General features: G+C 64.9%; 19 protein-coding genes and 1 tRNA gene. 8 read left to right on the forward strand and 12 right to left on the reverse strand.

Translation table 11 applies throughout. The features are described 5' to 3' along the window. On the forward strand, positions 1-240 hold the full coding sequence (locus tag HB778_RS10375; RefSeq protein ID WP_181179827.1) for a sulfurtransferase TusA family protein: 240 nt from the start codon (positions 1-3) through the stop codon (positions 238-240). Positions 241-256: 16 nt separating this feature from the next. Here the strand turns inward: HB778_RS10375 and HB778_RS10380 are convergent, their stop codons facing one another. After that, positions 257-1,375, reverse strand: a complete 1,119-nt coding sequence (locus HB778_RS10380; protein ID WP_183463583.1) for a CobW family GTP-binding protein — start codon at positions 1,373-1,375, stop codon at positions 257-259. 4 nt (positions 1,376-1,379) lie between these two features. Next, positions 1,380-2,546, reverse strand: coding sequence for a D-alanyl-D-alanine carboxypeptidase family protein (locus HB778_RS10385; RefSeq protein ID WP_183463585.1), 1,167 nt, complete (start codon positions 2,544-2,546; stop codon positions 1,380-1,382). A 255-nt stretch (positions 2,547-2,801) separates the two neighbouring features. Here HB778_RS10385 and HB778_RS10390 point away from each other — a divergent pair, with 255 nt between their 5' ends. The 4 genes from HB778_RS10390 (at position 2,802) to HB778_RS10405 (ending at position 6,555) form a co-directional block, all read left to right on the forward strand. Further along, positions 2,802-3,965 (forward strand): M20 aminoacylase family protein, encoded by a 1,164-nt coding sequence (locus HB778_RS10390; protein WP_183463588.1) that lies wholly within the window; start codon positions 2,802-2,804, stop codon positions 3,963-3,965. An 84-nt stretch (positions 3,966-4,049) separates the two neighbouring features. Then, positions 4,050-4,126 (forward strand) — tRNA-Arg (locus HB778_RS10395). 252 nt (positions 4,127-4,378) lie between these two features. Then, on the forward strand, positions 4,379-5,935 hold the full coding sequence (locus HB778_RS10400) for a VOC family protein (RefSeq protein WP_183463590.1): 1,557 nt from the start codon (positions 4,379-4,381) through the stop codon (positions 5,933-5,935). A 2-nt stretch (positions 5,936-5,937) separates the two neighbouring features. Next, on the forward strand, positions 5,938-6,555 hold the full coding sequence (locus HB778_RS10405) for a cytochrome b (protein ID WP_183463592.1): 618 nt from the start codon (positions 5,938-5,940) through the stop codon (positions 6,553-6,555). Between the two features lie 7 nt (positions 6,556-6,562). Here the strand turns inward: HB778_RS10405 and HB778_RS10410 are convergent, their stop codons facing one another. The 9 genes from HB778_RS10410 to HB778_RS10450 form a co-directional block, all read right to left on the reverse strand. Continuing rightward, positions 6,563-6,997: a YqaA family protein gene (locus HB778_RS10410; RefSeq protein WP_183463594.1), complete on the reverse strand. Its 435-nt coding sequence runs from the start codon at positions 6,995-6,997 to the stop codon at positions 6,563-6,565. A gap of 6 nt (positions 6,998-7,003) precedes the next feature. Beyond that, on the reverse strand, positions 7,004-8,512 hold the full coding sequence (locus HB778_RS10415) for a multicopper oxidase family protein (RefSeq protein ID WP_183463596.1): 1,509 nt from the start codon (positions 8,510-8,512) through the stop codon (positions 7,004-7,006). A gap of 204 nt (positions 8,513-8,716) precedes the next feature. Continuing rightward, positions 8,717-9,070: a cupin domain-containing protein gene (locus tag HB778_RS10420; RefSeq protein ID WP_183463598.1), complete on the reverse strand. Its 354-nt coding sequence runs from the start codon at positions 9,068-9,070 to the stop codon at positions 8,717-8,719. A gap of 123 nt (positions 9,071-9,193) precedes the next feature. Continuing rightward, positions 9,194-10,087, reverse strand: coding sequence for a sugar phosphate isomerase/epimerase family protein (locus tag HB778_RS10425; RefSeq protein ID WP_183463600.1), 894 nt, complete (start codon positions 10,085-10,087; stop codon positions 9,194-9,196). 171 nt (positions 10,088-10,258) lie between these two features. Next, positions 10,259-11,197, reverse strand: a complete 939-nt coding sequence (locus tag HB778_RS10430; protein WP_183463601.1) for an ABC transporter substrate-binding protein — start codon at positions 11,195-11,197, stop codon at positions 10,259-10,261. A gap of 80 nt (positions 11,198-11,277) precedes the next feature. Continuing rightward, complete coding sequence (locus tag HB778_RS10435) at positions 11,278-12,270, reverse strand: ABC transporter permease subunit (protein WP_183463603.1); 993 nt, start codon at positions 12,268-12,270, stop codon at positions 11,278-11,280. Continuing rightward, positions 12,267-13,811, reverse strand: coding sequence for a sugar ABC transporter ATP-binding protein (locus HB778_RS10440; protein WP_183463605.1), 1,545 nt, complete (start codon positions 13,809-13,811; stop codon positions 12,267-12,269). The genes HB778_RS10435 and HB778_RS10440 overlap by 4 nt, the downstream gene beginning before the upstream one ends. Continuing rightward, positions 13,808-15,187, reverse strand: coding sequence for an FGGY-family carbohydrate kinase (locus HB778_RS10445; RefSeq protein ID WP_183463607.1), 1,380 nt, complete (start codon positions 15,185-15,187; stop codon positions 13,808-13,810). Before HB778_RS10445 ends, HB778_RS10440 begins: the two co-directional genes overlap by 4 nt. Beyond that, a complete protein-coding gene (locus tag HB778_RS10450) occupies positions 15,184-15,966 on the reverse strand; it encodes a DeoR/GlpR family DNA-binding transcription regulator (protein ID WP_183463609.1) in 783 nt (260 codons plus the stop codon). Before HB778_RS10450 ends, HB778_RS10445 begins: the two co-directional genes overlap by 4 nt. Before the next feature lie 182 nt (positions 15,967-16,148). On the opposite strand from HB778_RS10450, the gene HB778_RS10455 reads away from it, so the two are divergent. The 3 genes from HB778_RS10455 to HB778_RS10465 are packed head-to-tail and all read left to right on the forward strand — an operon-like array spanning position 16,149 to position 19,330. Next, positions 16,149-17,192: a class II aldolase/adducin family protein gene (locus HB778_RS10455; protein WP_183463611.1), complete on the forward strand. Its 1,044-nt coding sequence runs from the start codon at positions 16,149-16,151 to the stop codon at positions 17,190-17,192. 15 nt (positions 17,193-17,207) lie between these two features. Then, the gene (locus HB778_RS10460) at positions 17,208-18,482 is read left to right on the forward strand and encodes an FGGY-family carbohydrate kinase (RefSeq protein ID WP_183463613.1); all 1,275 of its coding nucleotides are present in this window, start codon (positions 17,208-17,210) and stop codon (positions 18,480-18,482) included. Beyond that, positions 18,479-19,330 (forward strand): TIGR01459 family HAD-type hydrolase, encoded by an 852-nt coding sequence (locus tag HB778_RS10465; protein ID WP_183463614.1) that lies wholly within the window; start codon positions 18,479-18,481, stop codon positions 19,328-19,330. The genes HB778_RS10460 and HB778_RS10465 overlap by 4 nt, the downstream gene beginning before the upstream one ends. Here HB778_RS10465 and HB778_RS10470 read toward each other — a convergent pair. Beyond that, positions 19,317-20,342 (reverse strand): sugar-binding transcriptional regulator, encoded by a 1,026-nt coding sequence (locus tag HB778_RS10470; protein ID WP_183463616.1) that lies wholly within the window; start codon positions 20,340-20,342, stop codon positions 19,317-19,319. The genes HB778_RS10465 and HB778_RS10470 overlap by 14 nt on opposite strands. Between the last annotated feature and the right edge of the window lie 44 nt (positions 20,343-20,386).

A 20,386-nucleotide genomic window follows, 5' to 3' on the forward strand; every position in this document is an offset into this window, starting at 1 on the left:
TTGGCTGGGGATACCGCTATCTATGACCTGAAAGGGCTGAACTGCCCTTTGCCGGTACTGAAGGCAAAGAAGCGGTTGGCGGGAATGCAGCCTGGCAGCCGGCTGTGGCTCGAAACCACCGACCCGCTCGCCGTCATCGATATTCCCGCCTTTTGCTCGGACGCCGGCCACCAGCTGATTGAAACAGCAGCGATGTCAGGCGGCCATCGATTCCTGGTCGAGCGCGGCGAAACAGTCTGAATTTCGATCTAAAACGCTATCTTCCGGCGATCGCCAGCGGATTGTTTTCCAGCGCCGCGCGGTCGGGCGTGTCGATCGACGGCCGGTTGGTGAAGGCGGCGAACAGCCGGCGCACATAGTCCTCGGGCATATCGAGCGTGATCAGCACCAGCCGTGTGCCGCGCTGGCCGTCCGGCCAGGCCGGCAGCCTTGCCGGCGGATGCAGGATCTTCTGCACGCCGTGGATGACCAGCGGTCGTGACGGATCTTCCCTAAGTTCGATCACGCCCTTCATGCGCAGCAGCTTCTCGCCATGCGTCGAACGCAGCAGGTCGAGAAACATCTCGATGGCCGAAAACGGCACCGGACCGTCATGGACCAGCGAATAGGAGCGCACGCGCTGATCGTGGCGATGGCCATGATCGTGACTGTGATCGTGGTCATGGTTATGCCCATGGTGATGGTCGTGGGCATGATCATGCGCCGCCTCCTCGCCGAGCCAGCGCCGAACGTCGGCGGATTTGGTGGCGGGATTGTAGAGGCCACAGTCGAACAGCGCCGCCACGCCTGTTGTTGAATTGCCGGCATCAAGCAGTTCGGCACCTGGATTGACCTGCCGCAGGCGCGCCCGCAGCGTGTCAAGGTCGCCGGTATCGGTCACCAAGTCGGCCTTGCTCAGCACGATACGGTCGGCGACGGCGACCTGCTTGACGGCTTCGACATGCGCATCGAGCGTGACATTGCCATTGACCGCGTCGACCAGCGTGATGACGCCGTCGAGCCGAAACGCCTGGACAAGTGCCGGATGCGCCATGATCGACTGCAGCACCGGCGCCGGGTCGGCAAGGCCCGTGGTCTCGACGATGACGCGGGCCAGCCGGGCGATGCGGCCGGTCTGCAGCCGGTCGACCAGGTCGGCCAGCGTGTCGACCAGTTCGCCGCGCACGGTGCAGCACAGGCAGCCGTCCGAGAGCTGGATGATGCCGTCGGAGGCCTGTTCGACCAGCAAATGGTCGATCGCCACCTCGCCATATTCGTTGATGATGACCGCCGTGTCGGCCAGCGCCGGATCCTTCAGCAGCCGGTTGAGCAACGTCGTCTTGCCGGCACCGAGGAAGCCGGTCAGCACCGAAACGGGGATCGGAAAGCCGCTCATCAGGTTAGTTCGCGGCCTTGACCGGCTGGTCACCCTGAGCTGCTGAACCCACCACTGCCGGGTCGGCGCCGGTCGGCGCCGGCCGATCGGGCCGCCAGCTTGGGATCGGCACGTCGGCATATTCCTGGCCGCCCTGGTCGAGCATCGCCTTCGGCGCCGGACCGGTGGCGCCACCGAGGCCGACGGCAACCAGCGTCGGCACATGGTCGAGCTTCTCCTGATAGGGCGATTTCGGCGCGTCCTTGGCCGCAGTGGCCGGTGGCGCCTCGGACTGCTCCTCCTTCGTCTTCTTCTTGCAGACCTCGTCATGCATGTCGTTGGGCGAAACCGTGTCGCCATAGGGCGCCAGTGTTGCGACGGTGGCCGGGCCGGCGGCTTGCGTGTCAAACCCCTGGTCGAGCAGTTTTGCCGCGGCCTCGGCACGGCTGACCGCCGACTTCTCGCCAAGCACGACCGCGACCAGCGTGCGGCCGTTGCGCGTCGCCGAACCGATCATGTTGAAGCCGGAAGGGCAGACGAAGCCCGTCTTCATGCCATCGGCGCCGGGATAGCGGCCGATCAGGAGATTATAGTTCGGGATGGCCTTCTTGCCGACCGCAAGACCTTCGATCGAGAACCACGGCGCATATTGCGGGAACTCGCGACGGATCGCCATCACCAGGACCGAAAGGTCGCGCGCCGTCGTGTACTGGTCGGGCGAGTAGAGGCCGTTTGGGTTGACGAAATGGGTGCCGTTCATGCCGAGCCGGGCGGCCTCGGCATTCATCCTTTCGGCGAAGGCGGCCTGCGAGCCGCCGACATTCTCGCCGACCGCCATGGCGATGTCATTGGCCGATTTGACCAGCATCATCTTCAACGCATTGTCGAGCCGCATCACCGAGCCCGGCTTGAACCCCATCTTGCTTGGCGGCTCGCCGGCGGAGTGCTTGGTCACCTTGATCGGCGAATCGAGCTGGACTTCGCCGGCCGCGATCGCCCGGAAGGTCACATAGGCGGTCATCAGCTTGCTGAGCGAAGCCGGATACCAGCGTTTGAAGGCATCCTGATGCTGCAGGATCTGGCCGTTCTTGAGGTCGAAGACAACAACCGGATTGGCCAGCGCCGACCCAGCCAGGACCGACAGCATGATTGCGCCAGCCGGGAATAGTTTGAGGAAATGCCTGTGCCGCATGATCAAATCCGAAATCGCCTCTTGCCGTAGTCGCCCCTGGCTCCGTAAGATTTCGTTACGTGACCGCCAGCATAATGAGTCCGTCCCTCAAAAACGGACTGCATCGGTGCGGTGCTATTTACCCTATGTGACGCCAACATGGCAAAGTGCCTGACAATCACAATTCCAAAACCCCGGGCACAATTGCAAAACCCCGGGTATAATTGCAAAACACCAGGCTGAAGCCGGCTGCTCCAACGACGAAATGGAACCATCATGCCAATCCTGAACCGCGCCGCTGAAATGCAGGACGAAGTTGCCGGCTGGCGCCGGCATCTGCACCAGACGCCGGAGCTGAACTTCGACGTCTTCAAGACGGCGGCTTTCGTCACCGAAAAGCTGAAAGAGTTCGGCTGCGACGATGTGGTCACCGGCCTCGGCAAGACCGGCGTCGTCGGCATCATCCGCGGCCGCCAGGGCGAAGGCACCACCATCGGTCTGCGCGCCGACATGGACGCGCTGCCACTCAACGAGATATCAGGCAAGCCCTACGCCTCGACCGTTCCCGGCAAGATGCACGCCTGCGGCCACGACGGCCACACGGCGATGCTGCTGGGTGCAGCGAAATATCTCGCCGAGACGCGCAATTTCGCGGGCTCGGTGGCGGTGATCTTCCAGCCGGCGGAAGAAGGTGGTGGCGGCGGCAACGAGATGGTCAAGGACGGCATGATGGAGCGCTTCGACATCTCCAAAGTGTTCGGCATGCACAACATGCCTGGCCTGCCTGTGGGCCAATTCGCCATTCGCCCGGGTCCGATCATGGCGGCGACGGCCGAATTCACCATCACCGTAAAAGGCAGGGGCGGCCATGCCGCGATGCCGCACGGCACGATCGATCCGATCGTCATCACCAGCCAGCTGGTCGGCGCGCTGCAGACGATCGCCTCGCGCAGCACCGATCCGGTCGAGGCCGTCGTGGTCTCGGTGACCAAATTCCATGCCGGTGATGCCTACAACATTATTCCCGAATCGGCCGAGATCGCCGGCACCGTGCGCACCTTGCGCAAGGAGATCGCCAAGAAATCCGAGGAGCGTATCCGCACCATCTGCGACGGCCTGGCGACCGCTTTCGGCGCCAAGATCGAGGTCGACTACCAGGCAAATTACCCCGTGACCTTCAATCATGCCGAGGAGACGGTGTTTGCCAGCGACATCGCGGCGACCGTCGCCGGCGATGCCCATGTCCATCGCGGCATCCAGCCGGTGATGGGCGGCGAGGATTTCTCGTATATGCTGGAAGCCCGCCCCGGCGCCTTCATCTTCATCGGCAATGGTGAAACCGCCGGTCTTCACAACCCGGCCTACGATTTCAACGACGAGGCCATCCCGCATGGCATGAGCTACTGGGTGAAACTGGCGGAAACCGCGCTCGCCGCCTGACGAGCGCCGCACAAAAGGCTGGCCGATTGCATGCGGCCGGCCTCTTGGCGAAACGGTCCGAAGCGGCTATGTGTCGGGCCGCGTGGTCCCGTAGCTCAGTAGGATAGAGCGGCAGATTCCTAATCTGTAGGTCACAGGTTCGATTCCTGTCGGGATCACCACTCAGTCACTGCAAATATGAGTCGCAGCGGCTGGCTCGAAATTCGGGTGATTTGTCCGAGGGTTAGCCGCAGCTCTGACTCGGCCAGTGGGTCGACTAGACTGGGCGCGGAGCCTTTGCGCGCTTTAGTTATCACCGAAGGCGGCCGTTCCCAGCAATTCGGCGGCGGCGTTGCCACAAAGCAATTTGTTCAACTCGGATGACCGGCACGCGCCGATGATGGCAAGGAACGGTTGAGGAAGGCATCGACCGAATGACATCGGGCATCCACCACATCACGCTGGTTACACGCAAGGTCCAGGCCAACGTCGATTTCTATGTCGGCTTTCTCGGACTGCGCCTGGTCAAGCGGACGGGTGGTTTCGAGGACGCCGAGCAACTGCATCTGTGTTATGGCGACACCATCGGTTCGCCGGGATCCCTGATCACCTTCCTCGTGTGGGAGGACGGATCACCCGGCCGGATCGGCCTCGGTCAGGTCGCGGAAGTCGCGCTGTCCGTTCAGCCCGGCGCCATCGGCTTCTGGATCATGCGGTCGTTGCAATTCGGACTGAATGCGAGCGGACCAACGCAGGAATTCGGCGAGCCCGTGCTGCGCTTGACCGATCCGGACGGCGTAGCGATCAAGATCGTCGGCAGCGCCCTGCCCGCGCATGCCTCACCGGCCGTCAGCCCGGGAATCGAGCCGGCCAACGCAATCCAGTGCATCCGCGGCGCGACGATTTTCTCTGCGGTTGCCGAGCAGACCTCGGCATTCCTGCAGGATTATTTCGGCTATCGCCCGCTCAAGCATGCCGGGACCGTGCAGCGCCTCGTCTCGGACAGCGGGGACGTTGTCGACGTCCGTGACGCCGTTGGTTTCTGGCCGGGCGTGCCAGGGACCGGCGTCGTCGACCATATCGCCTTCCGCGCGCCGGACCTCGCTGCGCTGGAGACGGTGGAGCGCCGGCTTGCAAGCCTCAACTCCAGCGCCACCAACGTTCACGACCGCAAATATTTCGTATCGCTCTACGTCCGTGAGCCGGGAGAGACCTTGTTCGAACTCGCAACGGACGGACCCGGAATGACGGTCGATGAACCCATCGAAACCCTCGGTTCGGTGCTCTTCGTTCCGCCTTCCGACGCCGAGCGGGCGGACGCCATCCGCACGCGGCTGCCGCAGTTTTCGTTGCCTGGCGAGGATCGCATACGGTATCTCGACCTGCCCTTCGTGCACCGGTTCCATGTGCCATCCGACCCGGACGGCACGACGCTCGTGCTGTTGCATGGGACCGGCGGCAACGAGGCCGACCTGATGCCGTTCGCGGCGAGCCTGGCGCCGCGCGCCACCTTGATGGGGGTGCGTGGGCGCAGCGTCGAGGAGGGCACCTTGCGCTGGTTCCGCCGGCTTTCGGCAACCGCGTTCGATCAAGCCGACATAAGGGCCGAGGCAGCAGCCTTTGCCGCCTTCGTGGAAGGTGCGATCGGCGGCTATCGGCTGGACACGGACAGACTGGCGTTCCTCGGATATTCCAACGGCGCCAACTTCCTTGTGGCGGCCATGCTGCTGCATCCGCCCCTGGCCCAGCGCGCCATCCTGCTTCGCCCCTCACTGGTCCTCGAGGCCCGGCCGGACGCAGATCTGTCGGGCTGCCGGATAGTGATGATCGAGGGCCGCGATGATCCCTATGCATCGCTTCTCCCCGGTCTTGCGTCGGTCCTGAGCGAGCGTCACGCGACAGTGTCCGCGCTAACAGTGCCTGCGGGCCACGAACTGAGCGATGCCGATCTGCACGTCCTGGGACCGTCGATAGAAAACTGGCTCGCCTGACCATGCGCACCCTTGAGAACCGTCGGGCAGCGGAGGCGAGCGCGAAACCTCGCCTGCATTGGCATTTCGGCATCCGTCTGCTGCATTGGCTGACGGTGATCGCGCTCGTGGCGCAAATCGTCATTGCCTTCGGGCCGATGCGGGGGCCGGGCATGGCGATGATGAAGTGGCTGCCGCTTCACATGTCGATCGGCGTGACGATCCTGGCCATCATCGTCCTCAGGCTTTGCTGGCGCATCTTCACCTGGGCTCCCGTCAGGCCAACCTCGCGGTTGATGCGGTTTGCGACGGCTTTCTTCCACATGGTTCTCTACGTCACGATCCTCGCCGTCCTGATAACGGGATGGCTGGGCTACCGGCCAATGCCTTTCATGCCTCCCGCACGGCTCTTCGGAGACTTGCCCGTGCCATTGGCGCCATCGGTCGGCGCGCTGTCGGCAAGGGGCTTCGCGTTCGTGCATCAGAAGCTGGTCTGGATACTGCTTGGGCTTGCCGGTGTTCACGTCCTGGCTGCCCTCGCGCATTTCGTGCTGTTACGCGATGGTGTCATGCAAAGCATGGTTTTTGGCCGGTCGCGCACGGCCTCTCAGGACCAGAGCCATTCCAGGAAAGACGTGTAACGGCTGATCACGCCGTCGCCCACAACCCTGCCGCAATGATCACCGCATAGCGTGCAGCCTTGCCTGTTGCGACAAGAGCGACGAACACGCCGAGGTTCACGCGTGCAGTCCCCGCCGCAAGGGTGAAAGCATCCCCGACAACCGGCAGCCAGGCAAACAACAACGTCCACTCGCCAAAGCGCCGGAACATCCGGCATGCCTGCTCATAGCGATCCGGACTGACTGGAAACCAGCTTCTGTTCCGCAGCGTGTCGATGCCACGCCCCAGAACCCAGTTCACCACGGAGCCGAGCGTGTTACCGATCGTGGCGACGGCAAGAAGCAATGCGGGATCACCGCGGCCGGAGACGATCAGGCCGGCGAGCACCGCCTCCGATGAAACAGGCAGGACGGTTGCGGCGAGGAACGCGCTGATGAACAGTGCGCCATAGAGCGCCGCCATGCCGGACTATGCCCGCACGTCGACAATGCCCATCATGCCGAGCTGCTCATGCTCGAGGATGTGGCAATGATACATCCTTGGCCCCGGCCGGTCCTGCCGCAACAGCAGCCTGACCGTCTCTCCGCGCGCGACGTTGACCGTGTCCTTCCAGGCGCGATAGGCCGAGTTTGATATGGTGCCGCCGCGTTCGTGCTCGACCACCTGGAACTGCGTCCCATGCACATGGAATGGATGATCCATGTCCGCCTGGTTGACGATCTCCCAGAGTTCGACCTCGCCTACCTTGGCGACGACGTCGATGCGCTTCATGTCGAAAGCGGCGCCGTTGATCAGGAACCCCATCTCCATGCCGCTGGCATTCATGGCCATGGTTTCGGTGAAGACAAAGCGGCGACTGACGGCAGGAGCCCCGAGCTGCGCGACCGGACGCAGCCTGTCCGGCAGTGGCGGGACCGGCTCGGCCGCCGTTTCGGAAACACTGACCGTCAACAGCGTCAGGCCGGCGTCGGCAGGGCGCCCCGGACCCATCCAGCCGCGGTCATAGTCTAGCGTGGTAAGCGCGGCCGCGCCGGGCTTGTCGAAAGCGACGACCAGTTCAAGCCGTTCCGCCGGGCTGAGCAGGATGTCGCCGGCCGCGACCGGGCTCTCCAGCAGACCGCCGTCCGTCCCGATGATCGTCATCGCCGCGCCGTCGAAGGAGAGCCGCAGAAACCGCGCGTTGGTGGCATTGTAAAGCCGGAAGCGCCGCTTCGTGCCAAAGGGCACCGTCAGCGTCGGATTCTTCTGGCCGTTGACCAGCACATGGTCGCCGACGCGCCCGTTCATCAGGTCCGTCATCGTGTTGTCGGGCAAGGTGCCGTCGGCGGCAAGCCGCAGGTCGGTGAACACCAGCACGGTGTCGCCATAGGCGACCGGGATCGGATCGGCCCTCGGCTTGACCACGAACGCGCCGGCAAGGCCGCGATAGACCTGCTCTGCCGTCTTGCCGTGCGGATGCGGGTGATACCAGTAGGAGCCGGCACTGCCTTCGGGCAGATCGAAGCTGTAGGTGCGATCGGTGCCCGTCGCGACAGGATCCATCGGATTGCCGTCCTGGTCGGCCGGCACCGGCATGCCGTGCCAGTGGATGGTGCTTGCCTCGTCCGCGATCCGGTTGGCGAAGGTGATCTCGACACGGTCACCCTCGACCGCCTCGATCAGCGGCCCGGGGCTGGTGCCGTTGTAGCCAAGGATCGGCGTGTCCAGTCCCTCCGCAAAACGCACCATGGCGGATGCGGCCGTCAGCGTCGCCTTGAACAGGCCGGGCGTGCTGGCTTCGTTGGCGAGCAGGGGCAATTCGCGCAACGCCTCGCCCTCCGGCAGCACGGCCGCGCCTTGTGGCGCCGCGCCCATGTCGTGGCCTGCGTGACCGCCCATATCCATGCCGGGCATGTCGTCCATCTTCATCTGGGCAACGGCGCGTTCACTCACAAGAACCGCCGCAAGACCAGCTGCCAGAAAACCGCGTCGATGCATCGGTCGTCTCCTCGATCAGTCATTGAGCGCCAGGGGCGATCCTAAGAGACTGCCGATGCCCGGCCAGGTCAATGCGGCGTTTGGGCCGCCTGGGTTGGCGCGACACTGTGACTGTTGGAAGCTCTCTCCGAGCTGACGCTATGCGGTCGGCATTAAATGTCCGCCATGGTGCCGACCATCAGCGGCCTACCCGAACAAGCCGGCTCAGCCGACCCTGACCACAAAATGCTTGGTCACCGGCTCGATGATCTTCCAGGTTCCCTTGAAATCGGCTTCCACCACGAAAGCATCGCCGGGGCCGACTTCGACAGGCGTGCCGCCATCGGGCGTAATGATGATGCGGCCGGCGATCATGTGGACGAACTCATAGTCGGTGTAGGTCGCGTGATAGGTGCCGGGCGACGCCCGCCACGTGCCCGACATCACCTTGCCGTCCGCCGTCGTGTGCTGGACCGCGGTTTGCATGGTCGGGTGACCCTCGACCACGATCCAGCCGGGCAGATCGCCGGCTTCCGCGTGTTCGATCGCGCCGAATTTGAGGATCGTCTGGTTCGTCATGCCTGGCTCCTTCTGCTTCATGTGTCGCAAAGGTCGGATAGCCGATGCACATGACGGGGGCAATGCACGTATCACGATAACCAGCGGCGTTCACGCAGCTTGGAAAGTCCTGCCGCCCGCGCCCTACGGCTTGTGCCGGGCCGAGACCAGTTCGGCCTTGCGCCGCGCCGTGTCCAGCCCGAGGCCGATGAAGGCGCGGGCGTGCTTGGCGAGCGCCATATTGTCGGTCCACAGATTGCGCCAGATCGCGGTCTTCTTCGACAGGTTCTCGTCGACGATTTCCGACGAGAAGGATTCGAAGCTGAGATCATCGGCATAGCCGATGGCGGTCAGCGCATCGAATATCCCTGCGAAGTCGATATTGCCGGTGCCGAGAAAACCGCGATGGCTCTCGCCAATATGGACATAGCCGATCTTGCCGGCGCCGTGACGGATGGCCAGCCCGACATCGGCTTCCTCGATGTTCATGTGGAACGTGTCGAGATGCAGGAAGATGTTGTCCGAGCCTGTGTCCTCGATGAAGGCGAGACCTTGTGCGGCGGTGTTGAGCAAATTGCTTTCGAAGCGGTTGACGATTTCGAGATTGAGCGTGACGCCGGCCGCCTTCGCCGTCTCGGCGACCTTGGCCAGAGTTCCGGCGCTGCGGTTCCATTGATCGCGCGTCGGCGCTTCAACCTGCAGGCCGTGGCTGGCCGACAGAATGCCGGCAACCTTGCTGCCGCCAAGGTCGCGCGTCAGCGCGATGGTCTGGTTGAGGATCTCGACGCCGTGTGCGGCGACCGCCTTGTCGGCGCTCGATATGTCGCCATCACCAGGCAATCCGATGCTGATCGCCACACCGAGACCGAGATCGGCGATGCGCTTGGCGAGCCAGCCAATGTCGACATCGGCCGGGTCGAGATAGGAGAATTCGATCAGGTCGAAGCCGGCCTCCCTGGTGTTGGCCAGCGTGCGTTCAAGCGCGCTCTGCGCCGAGCTTGCCGACCAGACGAATGAATGGATTCCGATGCGCGCCATGATCGTCTCCGGTTAGCGGCGATGAGGGTGGGCGCGGCCGGATCAATCCGGTCGCGCCTTTAGAGCAATTCCAGGAAAAGTGTGTAGCGGTTTTCCGTTCGGAATTGCGTCAAAACAAGAAGTTAGAGCGGTTCGCCGTTTCCGTGAAACGGTGAACCGCTCTAGGAGTGATCAGCGGGCCGCGGTCCAGCCCTTGTAGTCCTTCAGGGTCTCGGCGGTGATCAGCTTGGGATCGAGCAGCACGATCGGTTCCGCCGGCTTCTTGCCGGCCAGCAGGTCGGCCGCCATCGTCAGCGACTGGCCGGCCATCACATAGGGGTCCTGCGAGGCCGAGGCCTTGATCATCGACTTGCCGGAAGAGAGCTCCTTCTCGATATCTGGCGCGCCGTCGACCGCGGTGAAGATGAACTCGGAGCGGTTGAGCTGCTTGGCGGCGAGCTGAGCGCCGATCGCCGTCGGATCGTTGATGGCGAACACCGCGTCGATCTTGTCGAAACGAGTGAGCAGCGATTGGAACACTTTCAGGCCGCCGTCGCGCGAACCTTCGGCGTTCTGGTCGTCGGACAGGATCTTGATGTCGGCATGCTGCGAAAGCACGTTCTTGCAGCCCTTGACCCGCTCCAGGATCGACGACGATGCCGGGCCGTTGAGGATAACGTAGTCGCCCTTGCCGCCGGTGTGATCGACCAGATACTGGCAGGCTTCCTCGCCGGCCTTGACGTTGTTGGTCATCACGGTGACGTCGGCACCCGGCGCCGAAACGTCGAAAGCGGCAACGATGATGCCGGCTGCCTGCGCCTTCTTCACCGCCGGCGCGATCGCCTTGGCGTCGACGGCGTTGAGCATGATCACGTCGACGCCGGCGGCGATGAAGGAATCCACCTGCGAGACCTGCTTGTTGAGGTCATAGTCAGCCGACACCGACGTGACCTCGACTTTCGGATTGATCTTCTTGGCCGCGTCCTCGATGCCCTTGATGGTGGCAACGAAGAAGGGATTGCCGAGCAGGCCGACCGAGATGCCGACCTTGTTGAGGTCCTTGGCCGATGCCGGCGCGATGGCGACGGCCGCGAACGAGGCGCCGCAGAGCAGTTTGGCGATGGTCTTCATTACGCTTACTTCCTCCTGATGCACCGCGCCTCTCACGGTGCGTTACACGAGCCGGTCTTTGATGCCGGCGACCAGGTCACTCACGTTCTTGCCCCTGCCTGGAGCCGGTAGCGGTCGAGGGCGACCGCCACGATGATGACCAATCCCTTGATGATGTACTGCCAGATGTCCGAAACCCCGGCCAAGATGAGCCCGTTGGAGAGCACCGCGATGATCAGGCCACCGATCAGCGTGCCCCAGATCGAACCAACGCCGCCGACGAAACTGGTGCCGCCAAGGATGACGGCGGCAATGGCGTCGAGCTCGTAGGACTGGCCGAGCTGCAGGCCATTGGCGGCGTAAAGCCTCGCCGCCGACATGGCGCCGCCGAGGCCCGCGAGCAGGCCGGACACGCCATAGACGAAGAGCAGCACCAGCGGCACCTTGATGCCGGTCAGCCGCGCCGCTTCGGCATTGCCGCCAACGGCATAGATCCAGGTGCCGAGCACGGTGCGCTTGAGCACCAGCCAGGACAAAACGACCACCGACAGTGCGATGACGACCAGCCAGGGAATGCCGAACAGCGAGCCATTGCCGATGAAGTCGAACGGCAGGTCCGAGTTGAACACGGTCGTGTCCTGCCCGAGCAGGCGGGCAATGCCGCGCACGGCCGTCAGCGAGCCCAGCGTGACGATGAAGGGCGGCAGCCTGATATAGGCGACGAGCAGCCCGTTGATGAGACCGAAGCCAAGGCCGGCCAGGATGGCAGCGGGCACGCCGAGCAGGCCCCAGTCCGGCACCAGCGACACCAGCACCGCCACCATCGCCGAAGCGGCGAGGATGGAGCCGACCGACAGGTCGATGCCGCCGGTCAGGATGACGAAGGTCATGCCGGCGGCAAGCACGATGTTGATCGACGATTGCTGCGTGACGATGAGCAGATTGGTTTCGGTGAGGAAGCGGGGATTGATGAATTGGAAGCCCGCCGCCAGCAGCACCAGCACCGGCAGCATGCCAAGCGCGGCGAAGGCCGTGCGCAGCCGCCGGCTCCTGACCGTCACCTGATCCACGCTGGTCATCGTTTTGTCGGTCATTCCTGGGCCGCTCCCGTCGCAAGTTCCATGATCGCTTCCTGACGAAGCGGCTCGCCCCCGGATGCCGTCACCTCGCCCGCGATAGTGCCATCGCGCATCACCAGCACGCGGTCGGCGACGCCGATCACCTCGGGCAATTCGGAGGAGATCATCAGGATGGCGATGCCACTGTTGGCGAGATTGTCGATCAGCCGATAGATTTCCGACTTGGCGCCGACATCGACGCCACGGGTCGGTTCGTCGAGGATGACGACCTTCGGCTCGGTCTCCAGCAGCCGGGCGAGCAGCACCTTCTGCTGGTTGCCGCCCGACAGCGAGCCGGCATTGACCTGCGCCGAGCGGGTGCGGATCGACAGATCCGCAATGGCTTTTGCCGCGCGCCTGTCGGCCGCGCCGAAATCGCGGAACCCGCCGGCCCGCGCGTCCCTGGCCAGCACGCCCATGCTGATGTTGTCGGAAATCGACATATCGAGGAACAGGCCGAGCTCCTTGCGGTCCTCGGTCAGGTAGGCGATGCCGGCATCGAGCGCCTCGCGCGGCGGGCCGATGGAGATCGGTCTGCCATCGAGTTCCAGCGTCCCGGCGCTGCGCCTGTCGGCGCCGAAGATCAGCCGGGCAAGCTCGGTGCGGCCGGAGCCGACGAGACCCGCGAGAGCCAGCACCTCGCCCTTGTGGAGGTCGAACGAGCAGTTCTTCAGCAGGCGCCCGTCGGACATGCCGCGTACCGAAAGCGCGACGGCGCGCTTCGCGTCCGGCGGGCGATGATCCTTCTTGTAGAAGGCGGAGAGATCGCGGCCGACCATCATCGACACCAGCCGCGAGGCGTTGAGGTCGGCGCGCTCGAGCGTGCCGACATAGCCGCTGTCGCGCAGCACGCTGACGCGGTCGGCGAGCTGGTAGACCTCTTCCATGCGATGGCTGATGTAGATGATGGCGATGCCTTGCGCCTTCAGCGTCGCGATCACTTCGAACAGGCTGTCGGTCTCGCGCGATGTCAGCGATGTCGTCGGCTCGTCCATGACGATGATGCGCGCATTGGTCGACAGCGCGCGCGCAATCTCGACCAGCTGGCGCTCGCCAAGCGACAGGCTTGAGACCAGCGCACGCGCCGAAAAGGAGACACCGAGCCGCGCGATGATTTCGTTCGCGCGCCGGCTGCACTGGTCGCGGTCGACGATGCCGAAGCGCCGCGGCTCGTTGCCGAGGAAGATGTTCTGCGCCACCGTCAGATTGGGCGCCAGCGACAGCTCCTGATAGATCACAGCGATGCCCGCTGCCCGTGCCTTGATCGGATCGCCGGTCGCGGCGGGCACGCCATCGATCAGGATCTCGCCGCCGGCGTCCGGCCGATAGGCGCCCGACAGCACCTTCATCAGCGTCGACTTGCCGGCGCCGTTCTCGCCCATCAGTGCGTGCAGCTCGCCGGCATGAACGGTGAGCGAAACATCCTGCAAGGCGCGGATCGCACCGAAGGTCTTGGAGATGTGGCGCATCTCCAGCACCGGATGGCTGCTCGCCTGCTTCTGCGCGGTCGCGCTCATCGTGCACCACCTGCCGCCTTGACGGCGGCGCCGTGACCGGCAACGCGATCACGCCAAGTGTCGCGGTAGCCGGCAAGGCCACCGAAGCGCGTCGCATGCACCGGCTCCGGCACCTCGGCGGCGAAGTCGCGTCCGACGCTCTCGAACGCGAGCGCGGCCGCGCCCGTGGCGCTGCCTTCCAGCGTGGCGCCTTGCAGGAAGGCCTGGCCGGGACGCAGCTGCGCCACGAGCCCGGCAAGCAGGCCGCCAGTGTTCAGCCCGCCATCGACAATGACGGTGTTCTGCGAATGGATCAGGTCGAGGCAGAGATCGACCATCAGCGCCACGTAAAGCAGCGCCACAGCGGCGCGTTCTCCGGCATCGGGCGTGCACCCGACCAGCCGGCCGGGACGGTCCGGCATCGGCCCGCCCGGCGCGAAGCTCGGCAGCGCCATGATGCCGGCGTCGATCGCTTGCTCGACCGCGCCATGCGGAATCGCGCCTTGCCAGCCGTCGCTGATGGCGGCGAATTCGCGCCCGCCCATGAAGCGGACAGTCGGCACCGGGCCGCCGTCGACATCGACATTGACCAGCATGTCGCGGTCACGATCGAGCACGTCCAGCGGGCAATCGGGATTGAGCACGACGACCCAGGTGCCGGTCGACACCACTGTCAGCGGGCCAAGCTTCTGGCGGCGATAGGCATAGAGCGCCGCATTCGAGTCGTGGACGCCATTGTGGATGGCGATCGGCGGCGAGCTGCTGCCGAGACGCCGCTCGCCAATGACCGCGCCGGCGCGTGCGAAGGCCGGCATCTGGCCGCGCCACCCCTCGGCGTCGACCAATGAGGAAAAGTCCCGTTTGCGCGGCGCCCACAAATGCGAATGGCAGCCGAGATAGGAGACTTCCGAGACGGGTCGGCCGCCGAGGCGCCAGCTCCAGTACTGGGGATAGCCGAGGATCGATTTCGCCGCCACGAACACATCGGGATCGACTTCCTGCAGCCACAACATGTGACGGCCATAGTTGAAGCCGAGCGGCAAGCGGGGCGAGAACGTCTCGGCAAAATCCGGAATGCGGCGATCGATCCGGGCAGCGGTCTCGGCCGGCGGTTCCTGCTCGTAGTCGAGGATCGGACGCGTCAGCGCCGTGTCGTCCACCAGGGCAAAGGTGCAGCCATGGCCCGACACCATCACCCCTTCGACGCCATGGTTTTCAACCGCATCGGTGACGGCACCGAGCGCCCAATCATGCAGGCCGGCCTCGTCGAGCACGCTGAAGCCGTCTCGGCGCATCCATTTCGGCTGGGTCCGGCGCTCGTCAAGGATGCGTCCATCCTGGCCGAAGACGAACAGCTTCGAATTGGTCTTGCCGAAATCGAGCACTGCCACTTTCACGCGATCGCTCCCGAGGTGGAGGCAATCCGCACCATGACACCGGCATCTTCCAGCATGCGCGCATCGGCATCCGAAAGGCCGTCATCGGTGATCAGCGTGCCGATGCGCGACAGCGGCAGCGCGACATTGCGCGCGTGGATCGACAGTTTGCGGCTATCGGCCAGCACCACCATCTGGTCGGCGCAGAGGCTGAGCTCGACGATGGAGCGCACCAGCAGCGGGTGCGATTCCAACACGCCTTCCTGGTTGAGGCCCTGCGCGCCGAGGAAAAATTTCGAGGCATAGAAGGGCGTTGCCTGGGTCGGCGAGTGGATGATGCCGGGTTCGCGATGCAGGTCGCCGCCGGCGACCGTCAGGCTGCAATGGCCATGGTCGCTGAGATAGGCCGCGAGCGGCATCGAATTGGTGTAGAGGCGGATGTTGCGGTCGGCGAGCTTGACGCCGAGATGGAAGCAGGTCGAGCCGCCATGGACGATGACCGCGTCGCCGTCGCGCACCATGGTCGCCGCGATGGCGGCGATCTGCCGCTTGGCCTCGACGGCGAGGTCACGGTTCTCGTCATAGGGCCGGGCATAGGCGATGCCCGCCTGTGAAGCGCCGTCGAGCGCCGAGATGCCGCCATAGACCTTGCGCGCCTCACCGGCCTCGTCGATCCGGTCGATGTCGCGCCGGACCGTTGCCGCCGAAACACCCAGCCGCTCCTGCAGTTCGCGTACCGAGGCGAACGGGCGGTCCCGCAGCAGTTCGACGATCTGACGCTGGCGGCCGGAATCGCTCAACTCTTTCCTCCCGAGTGCCATTTTCCACGGCAGTTGGTGCAACTTACTCAACATTAGTCGGATTGCAAGCCAGTTTTGATGATAGTAGATCACTGTTGACGTAAGTCGCTCGTATCTGCGATATCAGCGCCAACAGCGGCCCGGGCGACGGGATTTCGCGCAAGCGTTGAGGGAAAGGCGCCATGGCAACCCAAGCTGATGCGCAGGAACTGGCGGCCTTGCGGGCGCTTTCTGCCAGCATCGGGCTCAACCCGCTTATGACCCAGGCGGCGGGCGGCAACACCTCGCTCAAGGCCGGCGACACGCTGTGGATCAAGGCCTCCGGCACCTGGTTGAAGGATGCGCTAAGCGACGACATCATGGTGCCGGTGGCGATGGCGCCGCTGCTCGAGGCGGTCGAAGAACGCGATCCGGCCGCCGACAAGCCGCAGGCCTTTGCCATCGATGAACTCAATCCGCGCGGCCTGCGCCCGTCGATCGAAACCACGGTGCATGCCTTGATGCCGCAACGGGTGGTGCTGCATGTCCACTGCGTCGACACGATTTCGCTTGCCGTGCAGGCCGATGGGGAGGCCGAGGTCACCAGGCGGCTCGCCGGCATCGAATGGGCCTATGTGCCCTACTTCCGGCCGGGCCTGCCGCTTGCCCGCGGCATTGCCGAGAAACTGCGGCCTGGTGTCGACGTGCTGATCCTCGGCAATCACGGACTGGTCGTCGCCGCCGAAACCGTCGCCGAGGCGGAGCGGCTGCTCCACCGCGTCCGCTCGCTGCTGGCACGGCCGGCGCGTGCGACTGCAGCGCCCGACATCGCGGCCCTGACGGCGCTTGCCAGCGACAGCGTCTATCGATTGCCGGCGGATGCCGAAGCGCATGCGGTCGCGCTCGATGCGGAAAGCCGCCGCATGGCCGAGGCCGGCAGCCTTTATCCGGACCATGTCATCTTCCTCGGCCAGGGTTCGGTGGTGGCCAAGCCGGGCGAGAACGCGGCCAGCGTCACCGCGCGGCTCGGCGCACTGCCTGTGGCGATCCTGTTTCCGGGCGCCGGCGTGCTGATGCGCGGCGACGCCAGCGCCGGAGCCGATGCCATGCAACGCTGCCTCGGCGACGTGACAGCACGCGTCGATGTCGCGGCACGATTGAACTATCTCACCGCCGCCGAGAACGACGAACTGGTCAATTGGGACGCCGAGCAGTATCGCCAGAAGCTCAATGCCGCCGGCGGCTAGCAAAGGATTGAAGACATGATGCCCCTTGTCATCGGCATCGACATTGGCACGTCGGGCGCGCGCGCCGTCGCCATGCGCCCGGATTTTTCCATTGCCGGCCAGTCCGCTGTCCGGCTCGACAGATTTGGCCAAAATCCCCGAGACCCCTCGGCATGGTGGCAAGCCGTGCAGACGGCTCTGACGGAGCTGCTTTCGGGCATCGACCGTGCCGAGGTCCGCGCCATCGCCATCGACGGCACGTCAGGCACGCTGCTGCCGGTCGACGCCGCCGGGCGGCCGCTGGCCGAACCGTTGATGTACAACGACAAGGTCGACGACGCCGACATCCTGGCCGCCGTCGCCCGCGAGGCGCCTGAGGCAAGTGCCGCGCACGGCGCGACTTCAGGCCTCGCCAAGGCCCTGCGGTTCCAGCATCTGCCCGGCATCGCAGCCGTGCTGCACCAGGCAGACTGGATCGCCGGCAATCTGTCCGGCCGCTTCGATGTCAGCGACGAGAACAATGCGCTGAAGACAGGTTATGACGTCGAGGCGCGCCGCTGGCCGGACTGGATCGCGGCGACCGGCATGCGCATGGATTTGCTGCCGCGAGTCGTCGAACCAAGCGATGTCACCGGCACGCTCACTGCCGCTGCCGCGCAGCTTTTCGGTCTGCCGCGCGATGTGGTCGTGGTCGCCGGCACCACGGATGGCTGCGCCTCGTTCCTGGCGACGGGCGCCACGGCCGCCGGCGAAGGCGTCACGGCACTGGGATCTTCGCTCACCATCAAGATCCTCTCCGACCGGCCGATCTCGGCACCGCGCTTCGGCATCTACAGCCATCGCCTCGGCGACACCTGGCTGGCGGGTGGCGCGTCGAATTCCGGTGGCAAGGTGCTGGCGCAGCATTTTTCACTGGCGCGGATCATCGAGCTGAGTACCGCGATCGACCCCACGACAGAAACCGGCCTCGACTACTATCCGCTCGGCATGGCCGGTGAGCGCTTCCCCATCGCCGATCCGGCCCTGCCGCCGCGCCTTACCCCCAGGCCGGATAACGACGCCGACTATCTCAAGGCGATGTTCGAGGGCATGGCCGCGATCGAAGCGCTCGGCTACCGCAGGCTGGCCGAACTCGGCGCGCCGGCGCTGACATCGGTCAGGAGTGTCGGCGGCGGCGCGGCAAATGCGGCCTGGACGGCGATCCGGCAACGCAAGCTCGGCGTCGATTTTCTGCCCACGCTTTCCGACGAGGCGGCCGCCGGCACGGCGCGGCTGGCGCTGAAGGGTGCAAGCAAGGCGGGACTGCTATGAGCGCGAAAACAATCGAACGCCTCGACGGCATCGGACCGCTGGCTGAGCGCTACCAAATCTTCCTGCTCGACCAGTTCGGCGTACTGCATGACGGCCAGGCTCCTTATCCCGGCGCGGTGGAGGCGTTGTCGGAACTGAAGCGCGCCGGCAAGACGGTGGTGCTGATCTCCAATTCCGGCAAGCGCGCCAGACCCAATGAGGACCGACTGCTGAAGCTCGGCTTCGCCGCCGGAAGCTGGGACCATTTTGTCTCCTCCGGCGAGGTGGCGTGGCGGTCCTTCAATGACATGGCGGCATCGGGAAAGCTGCGTCCGGGGACGAAATGCCTGCTGATCAGCCGCGACAACGACCGCACGGCGATCGAAGGCCTGCCCTTCGTGCTGACCGAGGCCGGTGAAGACGCCGAGCTGGTGCTGATCTCGGCCAGCGAGGGCGACCGCCATGACCTCGACCATTATCGCGAACTACTTGCCCGGGCAGCGGCGCGGCAGGTACCGTGCTTCTGCACCAATCCCGACAGGATCATGCTGACGGCGGTCGGACCGCGCTTCGGCGCCGGCGAGATCGCCGATCTCTACGAAAGCCTGGGCGGCAGTGTCACCCGCATCGGCAAGCCCTATCCGGCGATTTTCGATGCCGCCCTGGCGTTGGCCGGCGAGCCTGAGCGTGGCAGCGTGGTCTGCGTCGGCGACAGCGTCGAGCATGACATAGCGGGCGGCAACGGCGCCGGCGTCGCCACGGCGCTGGTGCTCGGCGGAATATTGGCGGACACACCGGATCTCGCCGCCGTTTTCGACGAGCAGCAGGCCTGGCCCGATTACATCACGGGATCCTTCAGCTTGCGCTGACCGCCTCGAGCATACGCCTTGCGCTTTCCTCATCGGTGATCAGGATCGTCGGCGCGATCAGGTTCATGGCGCCGAGCAGCGCCTCGGTCTTCTCCTCGCCGCCGGAGGTGAGGATGCGGATTGGCGCCGCGCGCAGACGGTCGACCTCCACCGACATCACATGGCTGTTGACGGGATGATCGACCAGATCGCCATTGCGGTCGAAGAAATGGAACAGAAGGTCGCCGACGGCACCACGCTCGAGCAGGGCCTCCCGGTCCGCTTCCCTGAGAAAGCCGCCGCGCGAGAAGGTGGTGGCCGAAGCAATGCCACCGACGCTCAGCAGAACGGCATCGAGCACGTTGGCCATCTCAAAAACCTCCTGCAGGCCGCAGCGCTCGACCAGCGCGATCTTCGTCTCGACGCTGTCGACGACGGCCGGCGTCGGGATCAGATAGCCGTCGCCCTGGAATATCTGGGCGAAGCGCCAGGCGAACTCGGCCGGGTTGTAGCGCCGCACGACGCCGACACCGCCCAGCAGCGAGATGACCTTGAAGTCCGTGAGCGATTTGGCGCTGATGAAGGGCAGGCTGGAGAACAGCGTCCGGCCCCAGCCGACGCCGACACGCATGCCTGACTTCATCGTGTCGGACAGGAAAGCCCCGGTCTTGGCGCTGATCGCCGGGATCGGATCGGCATTGGGCGCCGTGAGCGGCGCCACCAGTGCCTGCTGCAGGCCGAACGTCCGTTCCAAGGCGCGCTCCAGCCGTACAATCTCCGACAATTCGCTCTCGATGGTGATCTTCACCTCGTTGCGCGCCCGCGCCTCGGCCAGCATGCGCACGATGGTGACGCGACCGACGCCGAGCACATCGGCGATCTCGTTCTGTGTCATCTGCTCGACGAAATACATCCAGGCGGCCCGGATCCTGAGGCGGTCCGTCCGGCTTTCACTAGCGACCTGTTCGGTCGTTTCGGCTCCCGCCCACCCCTCTTCGGCACGCCCCTCTCCGGTTTGTCGTCGCCTGGCCAAATCATCCCTCCCCCGCGGCGACGGACGAGCGCGCCGTCGCCGAT

Source organism: Mesorhizobium huakuii (assembly GCF_014189455.1).
Lineage (GTDB): Bacteria > Pseudomonadota > Alphaproteobacteria > Rhizobiales > Rhizobiaceae > Mesorhizobium > Mesorhizobium huakuii_A.